At 63.3% G+C, this 16114-nt stretch carries 14 protein-coding genes; 13 read left to right on the plus strand and 1 reads right to left on the minus strand.

All coding sequences use genetic code 11. The features are described 5' to 3' along the window. Positions 1-33: 33 nt before the first annotated feature. The 6 genes from FAZ97_RS34605 to FAZ97_RS35310 all read left to right on the plus strand — a co-directional run bounded on the left by FAZ97_RS34605 (position 34) and on the right by FAZ97_RS35310 (position 6114). Positions 34-1482, plus strand: a complete 1449-nt coding sequence (locus FAZ97_RS34605; RefSeq protein WP_233271963.1) for a TolC family protein — start codon at positions 34-36, stop codon at positions 1480-1482. Positions 1483-1552: 70 nt separating this feature from the next. Further along, positions 1553-2524, plus strand: a complete 972-nt coding sequence (locus tag FAZ97_RS34610) for a hypothetical protein (RefSeq protein ID WP_407671967.1) — start codon at positions 1553-1555, stop codon at positions 2522-2524. Positions 2525-2787: 263 nt separating this feature from the next. Beyond that, the gene (locus FAZ97_RS34615; protein WP_158763227.1) at positions 2788-3141 is read left to right on the plus strand and encodes a hypothetical protein; all 354 of its coding nucleotides are present in this window, start codon (positions 2788-2790) and stop codon (positions 3139-3141) included. A 179-nt stretch (positions 3142-3320) separates the two neighbouring features. Then, a complete protein-coding gene (locus FAZ97_RS34620; RefSeq protein WP_233271965.1) occupies positions 3321-4406 on the plus strand; it encodes a lysozyme inhibitor LprI family protein in 1086 nt (361 codons plus the stop codon). 219 nt (positions 4407-4625) lie between these two features. Next, positions 4626-5654 (plus strand): helix-turn-helix domain-containing protein, encoded by a 1029-nt coding sequence (locus tag FAZ97_RS34625; RefSeq protein WP_158763228.1) that lies wholly within the window; start codon positions 4626-4628, stop codon positions 5652-5654. Positions 5655-5670: 16 nt separating this feature from the next. Beyond that, positions 5671-6114 (plus strand): hypothetical protein, encoded by a 444-nt coding sequence (locus tag FAZ97_RS35310; RefSeq protein WP_199272219.1) that lies wholly within the window; start codon positions 5671-5673, stop codon positions 6112-6114. Between the two features lie 134 nt (positions 6115-6248). On the opposite strand, the gene FAZ97_RS34635 is transcribed toward FAZ97_RS35310, so the two are convergent. After that, entirely contained in the window at positions 6249-7796 is a 1548-nt protein-coding gene (locus FAZ97_RS34635) for a methyl-accepting chemotaxis protein (RefSeq protein ID WP_233271966.1), read from the minus strand. Between the two features lie 397 nt (positions 7797-8193). Here FAZ97_RS34635 and FAZ97_RS34640 point away from each other — a divergent pair, with 397 nt between their 5' ends. The 7 genes from FAZ97_RS34640 to FAZ97_RS34670 all read left to right on the plus strand — a co-directional run bounded on the left by FAZ97_RS34640 (position 8194) and on the right by FAZ97_RS34670 (position 16060). After that, positions 8194-9171, plus strand: a complete 978-nt coding sequence (locus FAZ97_RS34640; protein ID WP_158763230.1) for a PhnD/SsuA/transferrin family substrate-binding protein — start codon at positions 8194-8196, stop codon at positions 9169-9171. 16 nt (positions 9172-9187) lie between these two features. Next, positions 9188-10213 carry an amidohydrolase family protein gene (locus FAZ97_RS34645; RefSeq protein ID WP_158763231.1) on the plus strand — a complete coding sequence of 342 codons (1026 nt, stop codon included), beginning with the start codon at positions 9188-9190 and terminating at the stop codon, positions 10211-10213. A gap of 70 nt (positions 10214-10283) precedes the next feature. Next, positions 10284-11135, plus strand: a complete 852-nt coding sequence (locus FAZ97_RS34650; protein WP_158763232.1) for an amidohydrolase family protein — start codon at positions 10284-10286, stop codon at positions 11133-11135. A gap of 86 nt (positions 11136-11221) precedes the next feature. Beyond that, positions 11222-12502, plus strand: a complete 1281-nt coding sequence (locus tag FAZ97_RS34655; RefSeq protein ID WP_158763233.1) for an MFS transporter — start codon at positions 11222-11224, stop codon at positions 12500-12502. A 136-nt stretch (positions 12503-12638) separates the two neighbouring features. Further along, positions 12639-13622 (plus strand): DODA-type extradiol aromatic ring-opening family dioxygenase, encoded by a 984-nt coding sequence (locus FAZ97_RS34660; RefSeq protein ID WP_158763234.1) that lies wholly within the window; start codon positions 12639-12641, stop codon positions 13620-13622. 35 nt (positions 13623-13657) lie between these two features. Further along, a complete protein-coding gene (locus FAZ97_RS34665; RefSeq protein WP_158763235.1) occupies positions 13658-14515 on the plus strand; it encodes an HpcH/HpaI aldolase family protein in 858 nt (285 codons plus the stop codon). Then, positions 14516-16060 carry an acetolactate synthase large subunit gene (locus tag FAZ97_RS34670; RefSeq protein ID WP_158763236.1) on the plus strand — a complete coding sequence of 515 codons (1545 nt, stop codon included), beginning with the start codon at positions 14516-14518 and terminating at the stop codon, positions 16058-16060. Positions 16061-16114: the final 54 nt, after the last annotated feature.

A 16114-nucleotide genomic window follows, 5' to 3' on the forward strand; every position in this document is an offset into this window, starting at 1 on the left:
CCGTCGTTGATTCTCAAGAAAAGTTGTTCAGTTATGCTTGCGATTCCTTTTGGATTGCTTTCCGCTTGCGCGCTCGACACGCCGCCCAAGTCCAGCGACCTCGCCGCGCAGGCGGTTCCGTCACTCGACAGCCAGCGCCATTGGGCCAATAGTGGCGTGCCAGGAGAACCGGCCGGCGGATGGCTCGCCAGCTTTAATGACGCGCAGTTGAACCGGCTCGTGCGCGAAGCGATCGACCACAACGGGGATCTGGCGATTGCCGCGATTCGCGTGCAGCAGGCCGAGGCGCTTGCAACCGTGCTGAGCAGCGGGCTGCTTCCCGCCGCGGGCGCGAGGGGCAGGCTGGGTGAATCCGAGTCGCAGATCGTTTCCGTTGGCGCGAGCTGGGAGCTCGACCTCTGGGGGCGTATCCGCGCGCAGTCGCGGGCGGCGCAATCCGAACGTGCCGCAACGCAGGCCGATTACGTGTGGGCGCAGCGGATCGTGGCGGCAGCGACCGCCAAGGCCTGGTTTTCACTCGTCAAATGTACGCAACTCGAGAGCGCGCTTAAGCAGATCGTGGAGGTTCAGGCGCGGCTCGTTGAGATCGAAGGCCACCGCGTGGCCACCGGCGCAGCTCCGCAAACGGAGCTCGAGGAAGCGCGCAACGCGCTGCGAGTGAATCAGGATGCCCTCATCAAGGCAACTCAGGCGAGAGTCCGGGCCGCGCAAGCGCTGGAATTGCTGCTGGGCCGCTATCCGGCCGGGGAAGTCGGGGCCGAGCCGTCATTGCCGGCATTGCCACCCGAGCCGCCTGCGGGTTTGCCTGCGAACCTCGTCGAGCGCCGGCCCGACCTGATCGCGGCGTCGCATCGCGTCGCGGAGGCATTCGACCAGCGTCAATCGGCGCAGGCCGCGCGTTTGCCCAGCGTTTCCCTCGACGTTGCGATCACGGGAATCCGAAGCAACGTGCTGTCGCTCATGGACTCGAGCAGTCCGGTCAAGGGCGTGAGCGCTTCATTCCTCGCGCCGATCTTTACCGGAGGCAAGCTCAAGGCTCAGGCTGACTACTACACCGAGGCTCAAAAGGCCGCAATCGTCGCCTATGACAACAGTGCGCTGGAAGCGCTGAGCGAAGTCGAAGCGGGGCTTCAATCCGAGGCGAGCTACAGGGCGCGGGTCGCGGAGTTGCAGGCGCGTGTCGAGGAGTGCCACACGCTGCTGGTTAGGGAGGAGGCGCGTGTTTCAATCGGATCGACCGATGAGCGCGGCGCGTTGAAAAGCCGGCAAACGCTGCTGCTTTCGGAGGCGGATCTTGTTAGCGCGCGTGCAGATCAACTCAATGAACGTGTCGACCTGCTGCTCGCATTGGGTGGCGACTGGCGCGCGGCTGCCAAAACGACGGCGCAAGCGGCCGACTTGCCGGTGCAGGCGCTTCCTGGTGCGAGCCTGGCGGCGAGATCGCAGAAGGGCGGGATTCATGAAAGCGCTGCCGCACAGTAAGCGATGGGTGATCGGCGACCGCGGGATGCGCAGGGGACGGCTCTGCTGTTCATGCGCAGTGCTACGCATCATGAACGTGGCAGTCGGGGCCGTCCTGCTATGGCTGGCCATGGCGGCACCGGCGCAAGCGCAGGAATTATCGCTGCTCGGCGGCGGGTCGCGAGCGAGCAGCATCAACACCTACACCTGGGCTTTCAGCTACCAGGAAGGACTCGGCAAATCCCTGGCGACGAGCTTCACCTGGCTCAACGAAGGACATATCCCGAATCATCATCGCGACGGTCAGCTCATCCAGTTCTGGGCGAGGGTGCCGGTAGGCAGTCCGCAGTTCGTGCTGCAAGCCGGGCTCGGTCCGTATCGCTACTTTGACACGACGACCTGGGAGCCAGGCGGCAGCTATTCGAATGTGCACGGTTGGGGCATCGTGTACAGCGTACGTGCCTCCTGGTATGCATCCAACCGCTGGGTTACGCAATTGCAGGTGAACCGTGTCCATGTGCAGCAAGGCCCGGACTCGACGGGCGTGATGCTCGGCTTGGCCTATCAGTTGGACGCACCGGATGCACCAGGGCCGCGCGACTGGGCCGCGCGTTCACCGAAGAAGGCGACCCACAACGAAGTCGCCCTGTATCTCGGCAAGACCATCGTTAACTCGACCAGTTCGCCGGACGCATTTGGCGGCGCCATCGAATATCGGCGCAACCTCACCGACAACGTGGACTGGACGCTTGGCTATTTGCACGAAGGCAGCACCAGCGTAGCCCGGCGCGACGGCGTGACCAGTCAGCTATGGCTTACGCGCGCGTTTTTGGACGATAAGGTTACGCTGGGCGTCGGGGCGGGCGCCTACTATGCGATCAACGAGAATGAGAATAGCGCCGCGCCTGGCCCCGGTGCCGGCAAGTTCTCGGGAATCGTCACGATCGCCGGGTCCTGGCGCTTCAACCCCAGATGGGATGCGCGAATCGAGTGGAACCGCGTCGTGACGCGTTACGACCGCGACACCGACGTTATCCTGACTGGCATTGGTTACCGGTGGTGAACTCGCCTGAATTCGGCGCGTGCAGTTGTGTCGCTCGATGAACAAACATCGACTGCTCATGGGGAACGGAGGTCGACCTTACTTGACGAGAATGGCGCTCGCACGCCCGGTGTGCCTGAAACGCAGCGTGGCATTGCAGTGCAGGAATGCCGAAGTTCATTACGGATTAATTCGTATTGCGAAATATTAAGGATTCTACGTGTGCGGCATGTGCGTAGTCCAGCAGAGATAAGTCCGCACTCAATTTTTTACGGTTAAACTGAATGAAAAGCCTTATTCTCGGTGCAGTTGTCGCCGTGATGTTTGTAGCCGGATGTGCGACATCCGGTCCGACGCACAATGTGGAAACTGTCAAGCTGTCCAATGATCGGGAGGGATGGGGCGTTCATTGCCACGGTCTGCTCGAAAGCAGCAAGACCTGCTTCAAAGTTGCCAGCAAGGTTTGCGCTGGCAAATCCGTGCAAGTGATCTACGCATTCGATCGCCTCGAAAGTGGTTTGGGGCCAAAGGAAGATGCGCGTGATCTCGTATTCATTTGCGGCGTACCGCCCGGGCGTGCAGTCGACAGTCGCGAATCGGCGACTGCGGCGCCCAGTTCGCGGTTGAGCACGATGTAGCGATTTCTTGTTCGACGGGCAACTGCGCACCGGGCGCCACGTCAAGATGATCAGGGAGGCCACGGCGATCATGCACCGTTTGCGGCTGGGTCTGGAGGGTGACGGCGCAATCCTGGATGACGGACATCCGCCAAGATGCATGGGCAGCCAGGAGGCGTTAATGTGGGAACGCTTGCGCAATGGCGGATCGCCTGGCACAACGCGATTCGGCTGCGTCTTACATCGAGATTAACGTCGACTACATGATGTTCCACTTTCATTTCGACGCTCAAGGCGTTCTGTGGAAAACGCAAAATGCGCGCGATCCGGTGCGCGGCAGGAATCTGAGGCGCGGACTCCGGGCTGCCATAATGCGCCCTCAGGAGCGCCGCGCAACAAGGGATACGCTGATCCAACGCTTGATCAACGCGCTATTTTTCTGGACGTGTTGCGCTGCGGCAGTCATTCCTGGGTTTGCGCAAGGGATGGAATTTAGCCTCTACTATCAACCTCAGCTCAAACTGAAGATGATTATCGGAGAGGGGAAGATCGAGGACGGCGACGCCGGAAGATTTCAGGTGTTGGCGAGGAAGGCTGACCGTGATGACGAAGGGCTGGTCGTCGTCGTTTTAAGTAGTCCAGGGGGAAATGTCGAGGCGGCGTTCCGCGTCGTCGACGCAATGGACAAGGTGCGTGTCCATACCGTAGTCCCAGACGATGCCAGGTGTGCATCTGCGTGCGCTTCCATCCTCTTCGCTTCAGGTGAGCGCCGAAGTATCCTTGGCAGCGGGCTGCTCGGTTTTCACAGTTGTTATCGGCGTGCAGGGCGAACCTACGCCGAAGACTCGTTTTGCAACGAATTAATCGCGGCAAACGCCATGCAAAGAGGCGTCAGTCACGCAGGCATCAATCGCTTCGTCAAGCAGTACGGCGCACTGGACATGGCATGGGTCGGGCACGACGTCGCCTGCAAGTCACTTCAGGGGCTCTGCAAGCCCGGGAGGCTGGCAACCCAGTCGGAAACGAAGACGGCGCTGATGCACAGCTTTGATTGCAGCAAGCTCATCTCTGTTCAGGCACAGCTTGTTTGCGCGGACGCAGAACTTTCGCGTGTTGATAGAACACTCTCTGCCCTCTACGACGAAAAGCTGAACGCAACCGCAAACAAGGCGCGATTGCGAGCGGATCAACGGACGTGGCTTCGCAATTCTCGCAACGCGTGTAGCGATAAGGCGTGTCTGCTGCGCAGCTATCGTCTGCGCATCGATGAGCTGAAGCGGTCCTGATCCTGAAAACGTGAAGCGCGGCGACCAGGGGCGCCATTGTGATGCCGCTGGCGATCGTCGCGAAACCAGAACTGTTGCGTAACATAACAACCCGTGCGACGCGTTGCGCGAACTCTAAACATTGCCGCGCACCCTAAAGAATCTGCGCGCGCAACCGATAGTGCAGTAATCCCGTGGAGGATCCCCGTCCCGTAGTCATTTCGCATACCGAGGTGGCCCGTGAGCCCAACGTCCAATTCCCTGCCGCATTCCGCGTTCGATACCAGCGTGCTGCCACGCGACCAGCAGTTTTCCGCATGGCGAGAGGCGGTTAGCGTTCTTTTCGATACGCAGACCGCCGAATCGCGCGATACCGGTTTTGGCTCCGCCGTGAGCGGCTATCTGTTCGGCGACGTGGTGCTGGGCTCGATACGCACGGGCGCGCAGCGCTACGACCGCTCGAACGCGAAGATCGGGCGCGACGGCCACGATCAATATGTGCTGCAGTTCTATCTAGGCGGCCAATGCCGCGTGCGCGACGGCGGGCCGGAAGGGTGTACGCAACCGGGCGACATGTTCATCGTCGATGCGGCCCAATCGCTCGCGACCGAAACCACCCAAAGCGAATTCCTGAATCTGGCGGTGCCGCGACGCCTGCTCGCGCCTTTGCTGCATGCGCCCGACCAGCAGAGCATGCGTGTGATTCGCGGCGCCGACCCTACGGTCGCGCTGCTGCGCGAGCATCTGGGCGCGCTTTACCGGCATGCCCCGCAGATGACGCTGACCAACGCCCAGGCCGTCATGCCCGCCACGCTTCAGCTCGCGGCCAGCGCGCTCAACGCGAGCGTGAGCCCGGAACACATGCCCGCCGTTCAGGAATGTGCGTTCATATCGATCTGCCGGTATGTGGAGAAGCGCCTGACCGATCCGCAACTGAGCGCGGATCGGGTTGCGCGTGCATTCGGCATGTCGCGCGCTACGCTGTATCGCCTCTTTGAGCAGGAAGGCGGCTTCGCGACCTACGTGCGCGAGCGGCGCTTGCGGCGCTGCCGTGCGATGCTCGCCGACCCGGCCCGACGCGGCATGTCGATCGCCGATATTGCCGCCGCGCACGGATTCACCGATGCCGCGAACTTCACGCGCGCATTTCGCCGCTCGATTGGCCTCTCGCCGCGCGCGGTACGCATGCTGGCGCTCAATGGCGACACCGAGCTCGCGAAAGAATCCGGCGCGGACGACTGGCGCTACTGGATGGCCCTGATGCGTTGAGCATGAATCGTGCGGGTTGCGCAAGCCGCGCGTGAGACAAAACAACAAGTATTTGAGACGTAACGACAGATTTGGCTTCAGGCACCGCCGATTCATTGCCGCGTCATGCGCCACCTGCAAAGATGCAGGCGCCTGCGAGACGCGGGCAAACGGGGGAAACATGAAGAAGACGCAAAAAAGGCCGCGTCAAGGCGGCCTGTGCTACTACGAAGCGGCGTATTCGCTCGAACTTGCGCGTGGCGCGTCGCATATTTCCAGCATGCTTTCGGCGGCGACGCAGGAAAGCGCCGTGCAGGAAGTCATGCACGAATTCATTGCGACGCACGGCAGGGCCGAGCTGGATGCGTTTTGCTGGCTGCTGGCCGAGCGGCTGGAAAAGCGTGGCTGCGCCGCGGCCGCCGCGAAAGCCCGGGAGTTCGATGCGTCCCGCCGGGTGCGCGAGGTGGCCTGCGCGAGCTGAGCCGCGCACGGCTCAACGCCGGAACGTGCTCATATGGCTAAGTGAAAAAAAGTTATCCTGAAGAATCCAGGCGGCCGGTTCACCGGCCGCGCCTCGATCGATCGCCTCTCGGCCTCTCGTGCCTGTGCTGAGCCTTAGCGCGCGAGCCTGAACGCCCCCACGGCATCGCGCAGCGCGTCGGCCTGCTCGCTGAGCGCCATGGCGGCCGCAGCCGCTTCTTCCACCAGCGCGGCGTTCTGCTGCGAGACCTGGTCCATCTGCGAAACCGCGAGATTCACCTGCTCGATGCCGTCGCGCTGCTCTTCGGACGCGTTCGCGATCTCATGCATGATGGTCGTCACACGGCCAATGGACTCGCCGATCTCGCTCATCGTCACGCCCGCCGTGCGCACGTACTCCGAGCCAGACGAAACGTGCTCGACCGATTCGGCGATCAGCGTCTTGATCTCTTTCGCGGCCGCCGCCGAGCGCTGCGCAAGCGAGCGCACTTCGCTCGCGACAACGGCGAAGCCACGGCCTTGTTCGCCTGCGCGCGCAGCTTCCACCGCCGCGTTGAGCGCGAGAATATTGGTCTGGAAAGCAATGCCTTCGATGATGCCGGTGATGTCGGCGATCTTCTGCGAGCTGCCGTCGATGCGCTCCATCGTCTGCACGGCGTTGCTCACGACCTGCGAGCCGCGATCGGCGACGTCCTGCGCGCTGTTGGCGAGCGTTTGCGCGGTGCGCGCGTGCTCGGCGTTCTGCTTCACCGTGGCCGTGAGCTGCTCCATGCTCGCGGCCGTTTCCTGCAGCGACGCCGCCTGCTCTTCGGTGCGCTGAGAAAGATCGTCGTTGCCGGCGGCGATCTGGCGCGTCGCCGTGGAAATGGACTCGGAGCTATGGCTCACCTTGCGCACCGTGTGCGCGAGCGCGTCCTGCATGGCCTTCAGGCTCGTCACGAGGCGTCCCATTTCGTCGCTGGAACGCGTGTCGAGGTTCGCGGTCAGGTCGCCGTCCGCAATGCGCTGGAGCGCGCCCTGAACGTTCTCCAGGGGCGCTGCGATCGCGCGGTGCAGGCCCACGGCACACACGAGCGCCACGGCGAGTCCGAACACGATGAGCGCGATGCTGCCGGCGCGCAACGCTGCATAGCGGTCCTGCGCGTGGTCGAACGCCTGCTCGCCATGCGCCTTCTGCCATGCCTCGAGCGCGCTCGACGCCTTCGTGAGCGAGACCGAGAGCGGCGGAATGCGCTTCATCGCGATATCGTCCTGGGCCTGCCGGTCGCCTTGCTTGATTGCGGCCATGAGCGGCTGGATGCCTTGTTCCAGCATGCCGGTGAGGGCGGTCTGAACATCGTCGGCGAGCGCCTGTTCTTCGGGGGCGTGCGGCAGCGAGCGATAGACGTCCCACGCCTTGTTCGAGGTGGCGAGGTAAGTCTGCGCCTTGTCGAGCAGAGGCTGAACGTCGGACGCGTCCGGGTGCAACAGGATGCGGTCGAGCGTCGTGCGCGCGATGGTCAGGTTCAGGTTCGTCTTGCCGATGTTGATGGCGGCGGCGAGCTGGTTCGAGTAGGCATAGCCGAGCGCCGTATTGGTGCGCGACATGCCCGCGAGGCCGGAAACGCCGGCCGCCACGATCAGCAAGGCCAGCACCCCGACCGCGATGCGCAGACGGACAGAGATAGAGAGTCGTGCAAACACGAGGATGGCTCCAGAACGCGAGGGGCGATGTTGCGGAAAAACGGCAGTGCTTCGCGCGCGAGACGGCGAAGCACTGAACACGCTCAGGACATGTTTACGGCGCGCCGCGAGGGAACTGAAGGGCGGCATGGGCGCCTTTGCGCAATGGTGGTTTTCCCGGGGTGCGATCAAGCCGTCGTTTGCGCCGCGCCCGCCCGTTCGCCGGTTGCGCGTGTCGGCCGCAACGCCTTCCAGCGAACGGGATTCAAGCGCAGCGGCTTCGACAAAAGTGCCAGTGAATGTGCGTTTTGTATAGGGACGCTGCTTGCCGCCTCCCCTATTCTCACTCCATCGAGACGATACGTCCGGCGCAGCGAAATCCATCGGGTCAGCCGCGCCGCGCAATCCAAAGGAGAGGATGTTGACCAAGAAAGTCCCGCTCAAGATCGCAATCGCTGAGCATCCGCATACGTCGGCCATTCGCAATGGTTCCATTCCCATCGAGGGCGTGGACGCAGAATTCGTCACCGTACAGCCGCAAATCGGCGCGTTCCGCCGCATGGTGCGCGACGTCGAATTCGACGTGTGCGAACTCGCGCCGACGACTTACATCATCGCCCGCGCTTACGGGGCGCCGTTCGTCGCACTGCCGATTTTCGTGGTGCGCCGTTTCCACCACAGCGGGCTGCTGGTGCGCCCGGAGGCTGGCATTCGCCACCCGAAGGATCTCGAAGGCAAGAAGGTCGGCGTGCGCGCCTACTCGGTCACGACGGGCGTGTGGACGCGCCAGGTGCTGATCGACGAGTTCGGGCTCGATTCGTCGAAGGTGACGTGGGTTGTGGACGACGAAGAGCACGTTACGCAGCTCAAGCTGCCTTCGAACGTGATTCACGCGCCGGAGGGCAAGTCGCTCGCGGACATGATGGCCAGCGGCGAACTGGTCGGTGGCTTTGCCGCTGCCGCCGGCATCGGCCGCACCGGCGCGCCCACGGGCGGCTGGAAGGAAGTCGAGGCGGATTACCCCGACCTGCTGCCCAACGCAGCCGAACTCGAAGCGCAATACTACGCGCGCACCGGCATCTACCCGATGCACGGCACGATCGTCGGGAAGGACTCTGTGCTCGCCGAACATCCGTGGATCGCGAAGTCGATTTACGACGCGTTCGCCGAAGCGAAGAAGCAGTGGCTCGCCCGCCTCGATGCCGGAGAAGCGACGACGGCAGGCGACAAGAAGTACCTGGCACTGCGCAAGATCGTCGGCAACGACCCGCTGCCGTATGGCCTCGCGGAAAACCTGAAGACGATCGAGGCGCTCGAGCAGACCGCGTTCAAGCAGGGCCTCACGCCGCGACGCATGGCGATCGACGAGCTTTTCGTCGACCCGCTGGCCCGCTGATACGAACGGAGACATCATGATTATCGATTGCCACGGCCACTTCACGACCGTGCCTGCATCGTTTCGCAACTGGCGCGCGAAGCAGGTTGAATTTGCCAACGACCCGGCTAACGCGCCGTCGCTCGACGGCGCCCATGTGAGCGACGACCAGATTCGCGACGCGATCGGCAACGGCCAGCTCAAGCTGCAACAAGAGCGTGGCAGCGACCTTACGTTGTTCTCGCCGATCGCGGGCCTCATGAGCCACCACCTTGGCAACGAGCGCACGAGCCTTGAATGGGCCGAAGTGTCGAACAACCTCGTGTACCGCGTGACCGAGCTGTACCCCGACAACTTCGCGCCGGTGTGCCAGTTGCCGCAATCGCCGGGCGTCGCGCCGAAGAACAGCATCGCCGAGCTGCGCCGTTGTGTCGAGGAAATGGGCTTCATCGGCTGCAACCTCAATCCGGACCCGTCGGGCGGCTACTGGACCGGCACGCCGATGACCGATCGCGAGTGGTATCCGCTCTACGAAGCGCTCGTCGATCTCGACGTGCCCGCGATGATTCACGTGGCCGCCTCGTGCAATCCGTGTTTTCACGGCACGGGCGCGCATTATCTGAACGCGGATACCTCGGTTTTCATGCAGATTCTGCAGTCGGACCTGTTCAAGGACTTCCCGACGCTGCGTCTCGTGATTCCGCACGGCGGCGGCGCGGTGCCATATCACTGGGGCCGTTATCGCGGCATGTCGCTGGAAATGCGCGAGCGTCCGCTTGAAGGACTGCTGAACAATATCTTCTTCGACTCGTGCGTGTATCACCAGCCGGGCGTCGAGCTGCTCACGAAGGTGATTCCGTCCGACAACGTGCTGTTCGGTTCCGAAATGATCGGCGCCGTGCGCGGCAAGGACCCGATCACGGGCCAGTACTTCGACGACACGAAGCGCTATATCGACGCGTGCCCGGCGCTGAACGACGAAGACCGCTACAAGATCTTCGAAGGCAACGCACGCCGCGTGTATCCGCGCCTCGACGCCCGCCTGAAAGCGCGCGGCAAGTAAGCGCGATTGACCCGTGTGGCTAACAAGCGCGGCGCGAGCCGCGCAGAAACAGACAAGTACAGAGGCACGCATGGCTTCTCAAATCGTAGATATTCATCCTCACATCATCTCGGACGACGAAACGCGCTATCCGCCCGCGCCGCTGTTCGGCACGCGCTCGGAGTGGTCGAAAGAGCGTCCGACCACGGTCGAGACGCTGATCGCCGCGATGGACGAGGCGGGCGTCGCCAAGGCCGCGGTGGTGCATTCGTCGACCACCTACGGCTTCGACAACAGCTATGTCGTGGACGGCTGCGCAAAGTACGCTGACCGTCTTGTCGCGGTCGGCTCCGTGGACGTGCTGCAACCGGATGCGCCGCAGCGCATCCGCGAGTGGACCGATCGCGGTCTCGCCGGCCTGCGCCTGTTCACGGGCGGCAGCACGAAGGAGTTCGATCCGAGCGAGCTCGACGACGCGCGTTCGTTCCCGGCCTGGGAGCTATGCGCCGAACTCAATCTGCCGATGTGCATCCAGACCGGTCCGATCGGCCTGCCGCAGATCACGACGCTCGCCCGCCGCTTCCCGACCGTGCGTATCATTCTGGATCACCTCGGCCGTCCCGAGGTTGCGGACGGTGTACCGTACGCGAAGGCGCAAAGCCTGTTCGACCTGGCGCCGCTCGAGAACATCTACCTGAAGCTCACGCCGCGCATTTTCGGCGATGTGAAGAAGGAGAAGGCGAGCGCGGAGACGTTCTTCCCGCGCGTGGTCGAGGCATTCGGCGCGCAGCGCATGGCATGGGGTTCGAATTTTCCGACGTCGCCGGGCAAGCTTTCGGAGATTCTCGCGACGGCGCAGGCCGGTCTGCAGAGCCTGAGCGAGCAGGACCGCGAGTGGATTTTCGGCAAGACTGCGCTCACGCTTTATCCGGCGCTGGCCTGAGGCGATGCATCCGGGCAGCCGCCGCGACGCATGCGTGTGCCGCGGTGGCTGAGTAACAGAGAGTTTGATCGAGAAAGAAGAAGCAGATGGAGACAACTCAACCAGGACGAAGCGCGGCTGCAGGCCGATGGGGCGTTCTCGCGCTTCTGGCACTCGGCGTGTTGATTTCGTTCGTCGACCGCACGAGCATTTCGAGCGCGCTGGCGGACCCGGGCTTCATTCACGGATTCGATCTGAGCAGCGTCGATCGCGGCTGGATCAACGCGGCATTCTTCTGGTCCTATGGCGTGTTCCAGGTGCCGATGGGCTGGGTGGCGGATCGCTACGGCGTGAAATGGCCCTATGCGATCTGCTTTGCGCTGTGGTGCATCGCCACGACGCTGATGGGTGCGGTCACGGCGCTCGAAAGTCTGATCGTGATGCGCCTGATCGTCGGCGTGACCGAGGCGATCGTGATTCCGGCGAGCTACCGCTGGATCCGCAACAACTTCGACGAAAGCCAGAACGGGCTCGCGGTGGGCATCCTCGCCATGGGCAACAAGTTCGGTCCGGCATTCGGCGCGCCGGTCGGCGCCTGGTTCATCGTCAACTATTCGTGGAAGATGATGTTCATCGTGACGGGGCTGGTTGGTCTTCTCTGGCTCGTGCCCTGGCTGCTGCTGGTGCGTAACGACTTTCCGTCGCGCGCCGCGCTGAAGAAAGCGAGCAGCAGTGCCCGCACGGTGTCGCTCGCGAGCATCCTGTCGAGCCCGGTGGTCTGGGGCGGCATGATCACGAATTTTTGCTACGGCTACTTCACGTTTTATTGCATGACCTGGATGCCGTCGTATCTGGTCGAGCAGCGCGGGCTGTCGCTCGAACGCTCGGGTGTCTACACGTTCTTCAGCTTCGCCGGCATCGCAATTGTCGCGGCCGTGGCAGGCTGGGCGGCAGACAGAATCGTCGCGGCGGGCTACAACGCGATCCTCGTGCGCAAGTCGTTCACGATCGCGGGCTTCGTGGGCGGTTGCACGGTGCTGCTCGGCGCGTATGCCCATTCACTCGAAGGCGCGCTGTTGTGGAACGTGCTGTCGCTCTCGCTGCTCGGCATGACGACGGCGAACAACCTTGTGCTCTCGCGCCTCACGCTGATCCCGAAGCAGGCAATCGGTCTTGTGACCGGCGTGCAGCAGGTCGCGACGAGTCTGGCGGGCGGCGTTGCCGCGAGTCTCTCGGGCTGGCTGCTGCACGTGAGCCACAACTACGTACTGCCGATGATGGTGATCCTCGTTTTCCTGCTCATCGGAGCGACGGCGACCGCGGTGCTGTTCCGTCCGGAATGGGCGCCGAAGGTCTCGGACCCGAAAGCGTCGCTGCAGGAAGCCTGAGCATCGCGACATCGAAGACGAATGAGATCGAAGCATCTAGCCGATTTGATATGTATTCCGAAGTAATAAATCACTTCAAGAAGCACCCAATTTTAGGCAACCGGCGCGGCCGGTGGTAATTGACTGGAAATCACACATGGCGAAGATCGTATTCGGAATGGCCGTGCCGCACAGCGGCATGCTCGGGCAGGCGCCGGAGGACTGGCTAAAGAACGGCGAGCGGGACCGCAACAACCCGGAACTGTGGTTCCAGAACCGCACGTGGACCTACCCGGAACTCGAAGCGCATCGTAAAGCGGCGTTCGAACCCTTCCTGACGATGGAGGAGCGCACCGCGCGCGCCGCCCGCTGCCGTGCGGCGCTCGACAAGATGGCCGCCGCCTATCGCGAAGCGCGCATCGATGTCGCGATCATTCTCGGCAAGGACCAGAAGGAGATCTTCACCGACTTCTCGCCGTCGATCGCCATCTACACCGGCGAGGAAGTCCACAACGGACCGCCCCAGCGCGCGGTCTACGCGCCCGACCACCACGTCACGCACAAGTGCCATCCGCAGCTCGCGACGTATCTGGTCGAGCGTTTCCAGAATGAGGGCTTCGACCTGACCGATCTGTTCGCGTGGCCCGATAACGTGTGGATGAAGCCGCTGCCCGAGTATCCGGTGGTGCCGCACGCCTATAGCTTCGTCTACCACCAGATCATGGGCGACAACCCGCCGCCGCATGTGCCGGTCATCATGAACTGCTTCTACCCGCCGACGCAGCCCTCCATGTCGCGCTGCATCGAGTTCGGCGAAGTGCTGCGCGATGCCATAGAGGCGTGGCCCGAGGATGTGCGCGTCGGCATCTTCGCATCGGGCGGTCTGTCCCACTTCGTCAACGACGAGGAATTCGATCACCGCATCATGAAGATGCTGGCCGAGTACGACTACGACGGCCTCGCCGCCGTGGACAACCGCTCCTACCAGTCGGGCACCTCGGAAATCAAGCTCTACGCGAGCGTGATGAAGTCGCTGCAGGAAACCGGCGCCGAGATGACGCTCGTCGACTACGTGCCGTGCTGGCGCACGCCCGCCGGAACCGGCGAGGGCATGGGCTTCATGTACTGGAAAGCCGACTGAGCCGGATTCCACCTAATTCAACGAGAGAAAAGATCATGAGCGACACCCGTCTGAACAGCATCATTCGCGCGTTCGAATCCGGCAAGCCGGCCTTCACCGCGTTCTCGAAGCTCGACAAGCAAAACGCCATCGAAATGAGCGACGCGCCGTATGAAGGCATCGTCTTCGAGATGGAGCACAACCCCTATGACGTGGCCGCGCTCGGCGACGCGCTGCAATACATGCTGAGCCGCAAGCAGATTGCCGAGTCGGGCTCGGTCGCCCCGCGTGTGACGCCGATCGCACGCATTCCCGCCAACGGCGTGGAGATGAATCAGTCGTTTGCGAAGCAGGTGCTCGATCGCGGCGCTTACGGTGTGATCTGGCCGCACGTTGCGACGGTCGAACAGGCCTATAACGCCGTGGCCTCGTGCCGCTATGCGCGTCCGAAGGGCGCGCCGCTGTACGAGCCGAAGGGCGTGCGCGGCGACGGCCCGGCCAACGCCTCGCGTTACTGGGGCTTGAGCATGGCCGACTACTACAAGAAGGCCGACGTGTGGCCGCTCGCGCCGCAGGGCGAAATTCTCGTCGGCCTGATGTGCGAGAGCACCCAGGCGATCGAGAACCTCGACGACATTCTCGCGAACGTGCCCGGCATCGGCTTCATCCTGATTGGCGAAGGCGACCTGAGCCAGGAACTGGGCTGCCCGCGCGACTACGAAAACCCCATCGTGATCGACGCGATGCGCAAGATCGTCGAGACCTGCCACAAGCACAACGTCGTGGTGGGCCATCCGCACGTCACGGCGAAGAATCACAAGCGCCTGATCGAGGAAGGTTACCGCATGCTGATGTCGGCGCCGTCGCGCAGCTACGGTGTCGTGGGCCTCGCGCGCGAGATGGCAGGGTACTAAATGAACGGTGCAGAAAGCCTCGTTGCTACGCTCGTCGATCGGGGCGTCGACATCTGTTTCGCCAATCCGGGCACGTCGGAAATGCACTTTCTCGCCGCGCTCGAGAACCCGAAGATGCGCAGCGTGCTGTGCCTTTTCGAGGGCGTGGCGACGGGCGCCGCGGACGGCTGGTATCGCATGAAGGACACGCCGGCCTCCACGCTGCTGCATCTGGGGCCGGGTCTCGCCAACGGGCTCGCGAACATCCATAACGCGAAGCGCGCATCGTCGGGGATGGTCAACATCATCGGCGAACATTCGACCTCGCATTTGAAGTACGATCCGCCGCTGACTTCGGATATCGAAGGACTCGCGCGGCCGCTGAGCCACTGGGTGCGCCGCGCCGACTCCGCGCGCGCGATTGCCTGGGACGCCGCGAAAGCAGTGGACAAGGCCTCGGAGCATCCGGGCCAGATCGCGACGCTGATTCTGCCGGGCGACACGTCGTGGCGCGAAGCGGGCACGACGATTGTGCCGCCGCGCGAAACGGCCGCGCGCAGGACGCCCGACGCCGCGCGCATCGAGCACGTGGCGCGTGTGCTGCGCTCGGGCGAGCCCGCATTGATCATTCTCGGCAACAAGTCCACGCGCGGCCTCGCACTCGAACGCGCGGGCAAGGTGGCGGTCGCCACTGGCGCGCGGCTGGGCTCGCAGTTCTTCACCGCGCGCATCGAACGCGGCGCGGGGCGCGTGCCGCTCGCGCGCATTCCGTATGCGGTTGCGCCCGCGCGTGCGTTTTTGAAGGACTTCAAGCACATCATTACGGTCGAGACGAGCGAGCCGGTCGCGTTCTTCAGCTACCCCGACAAGCCGAGTCTACTCAAGGAAGAGGGCACGCTCGTGCATCCGCTCGTCGAGGCCGACGAGGACAGCGCGCTCGCGTTCGAAATGCTGCTCGAAGCACTAGGCGCCAATGCGACGGCGCCGCTCGTGCAGCCGCGCGTCGAAACGGCGGCGCCGACCGGCGCGCTCAATCCGGTGAGCATCGCGCATGCGCTCGCCGCGGCGTTGCCCGAAAACTGCATCGTGGTCGACGAGTCGCTCACGACGGGCCGCGAGACGATGGGCTACACGATGGGCGCGGCGCCCCACGACCTCATCAACAACATGGGCGGCTCGATCGGCTATGCCACGCCTGTCGCGACCGGCGCCGCGCTCGCGTGCCCGGACCGGCGCGTGTTCTGCATGGTCGGCGACGGCAGCGCGATGTACACGATTCAGTCGCTGTGGACTCAGGCGCGCGAGAACCTGAACGTCACGACGATCATCTTCGCGAACAACAGCTATGCGATTCTCAAGGCCGAGTACGCGAACATGGGTGCAGGCACGCCGGGCGAGCGCGCTCTCTCGATGATCGACATCGATCGTCCGCGCATCGACTGGCAGGCCATGGCCACAAGCATGGGCGTGCGCTCGGTCGCGGTGGACACGGCCGAAGCTTTCCACAAGGCGATGACCGACTCGGTGCGCGAGCCGGGACCGTGCCTGATCGAAGTTCGTCTGTAATCCTGATGAAATTGAACAAGCAGTATCAGCCAATCATGCACAAGGAGTGGCATC

This window comes from Paraburkholderia acidiphila, assembly GCF_009789655.1.
Classification (GTDB): Bacteria; Pseudomonadota; Gammaproteobacteria; order Burkholderiales; family Burkholderiaceae; genus Paraburkholderia; species Paraburkholderia acidiphila.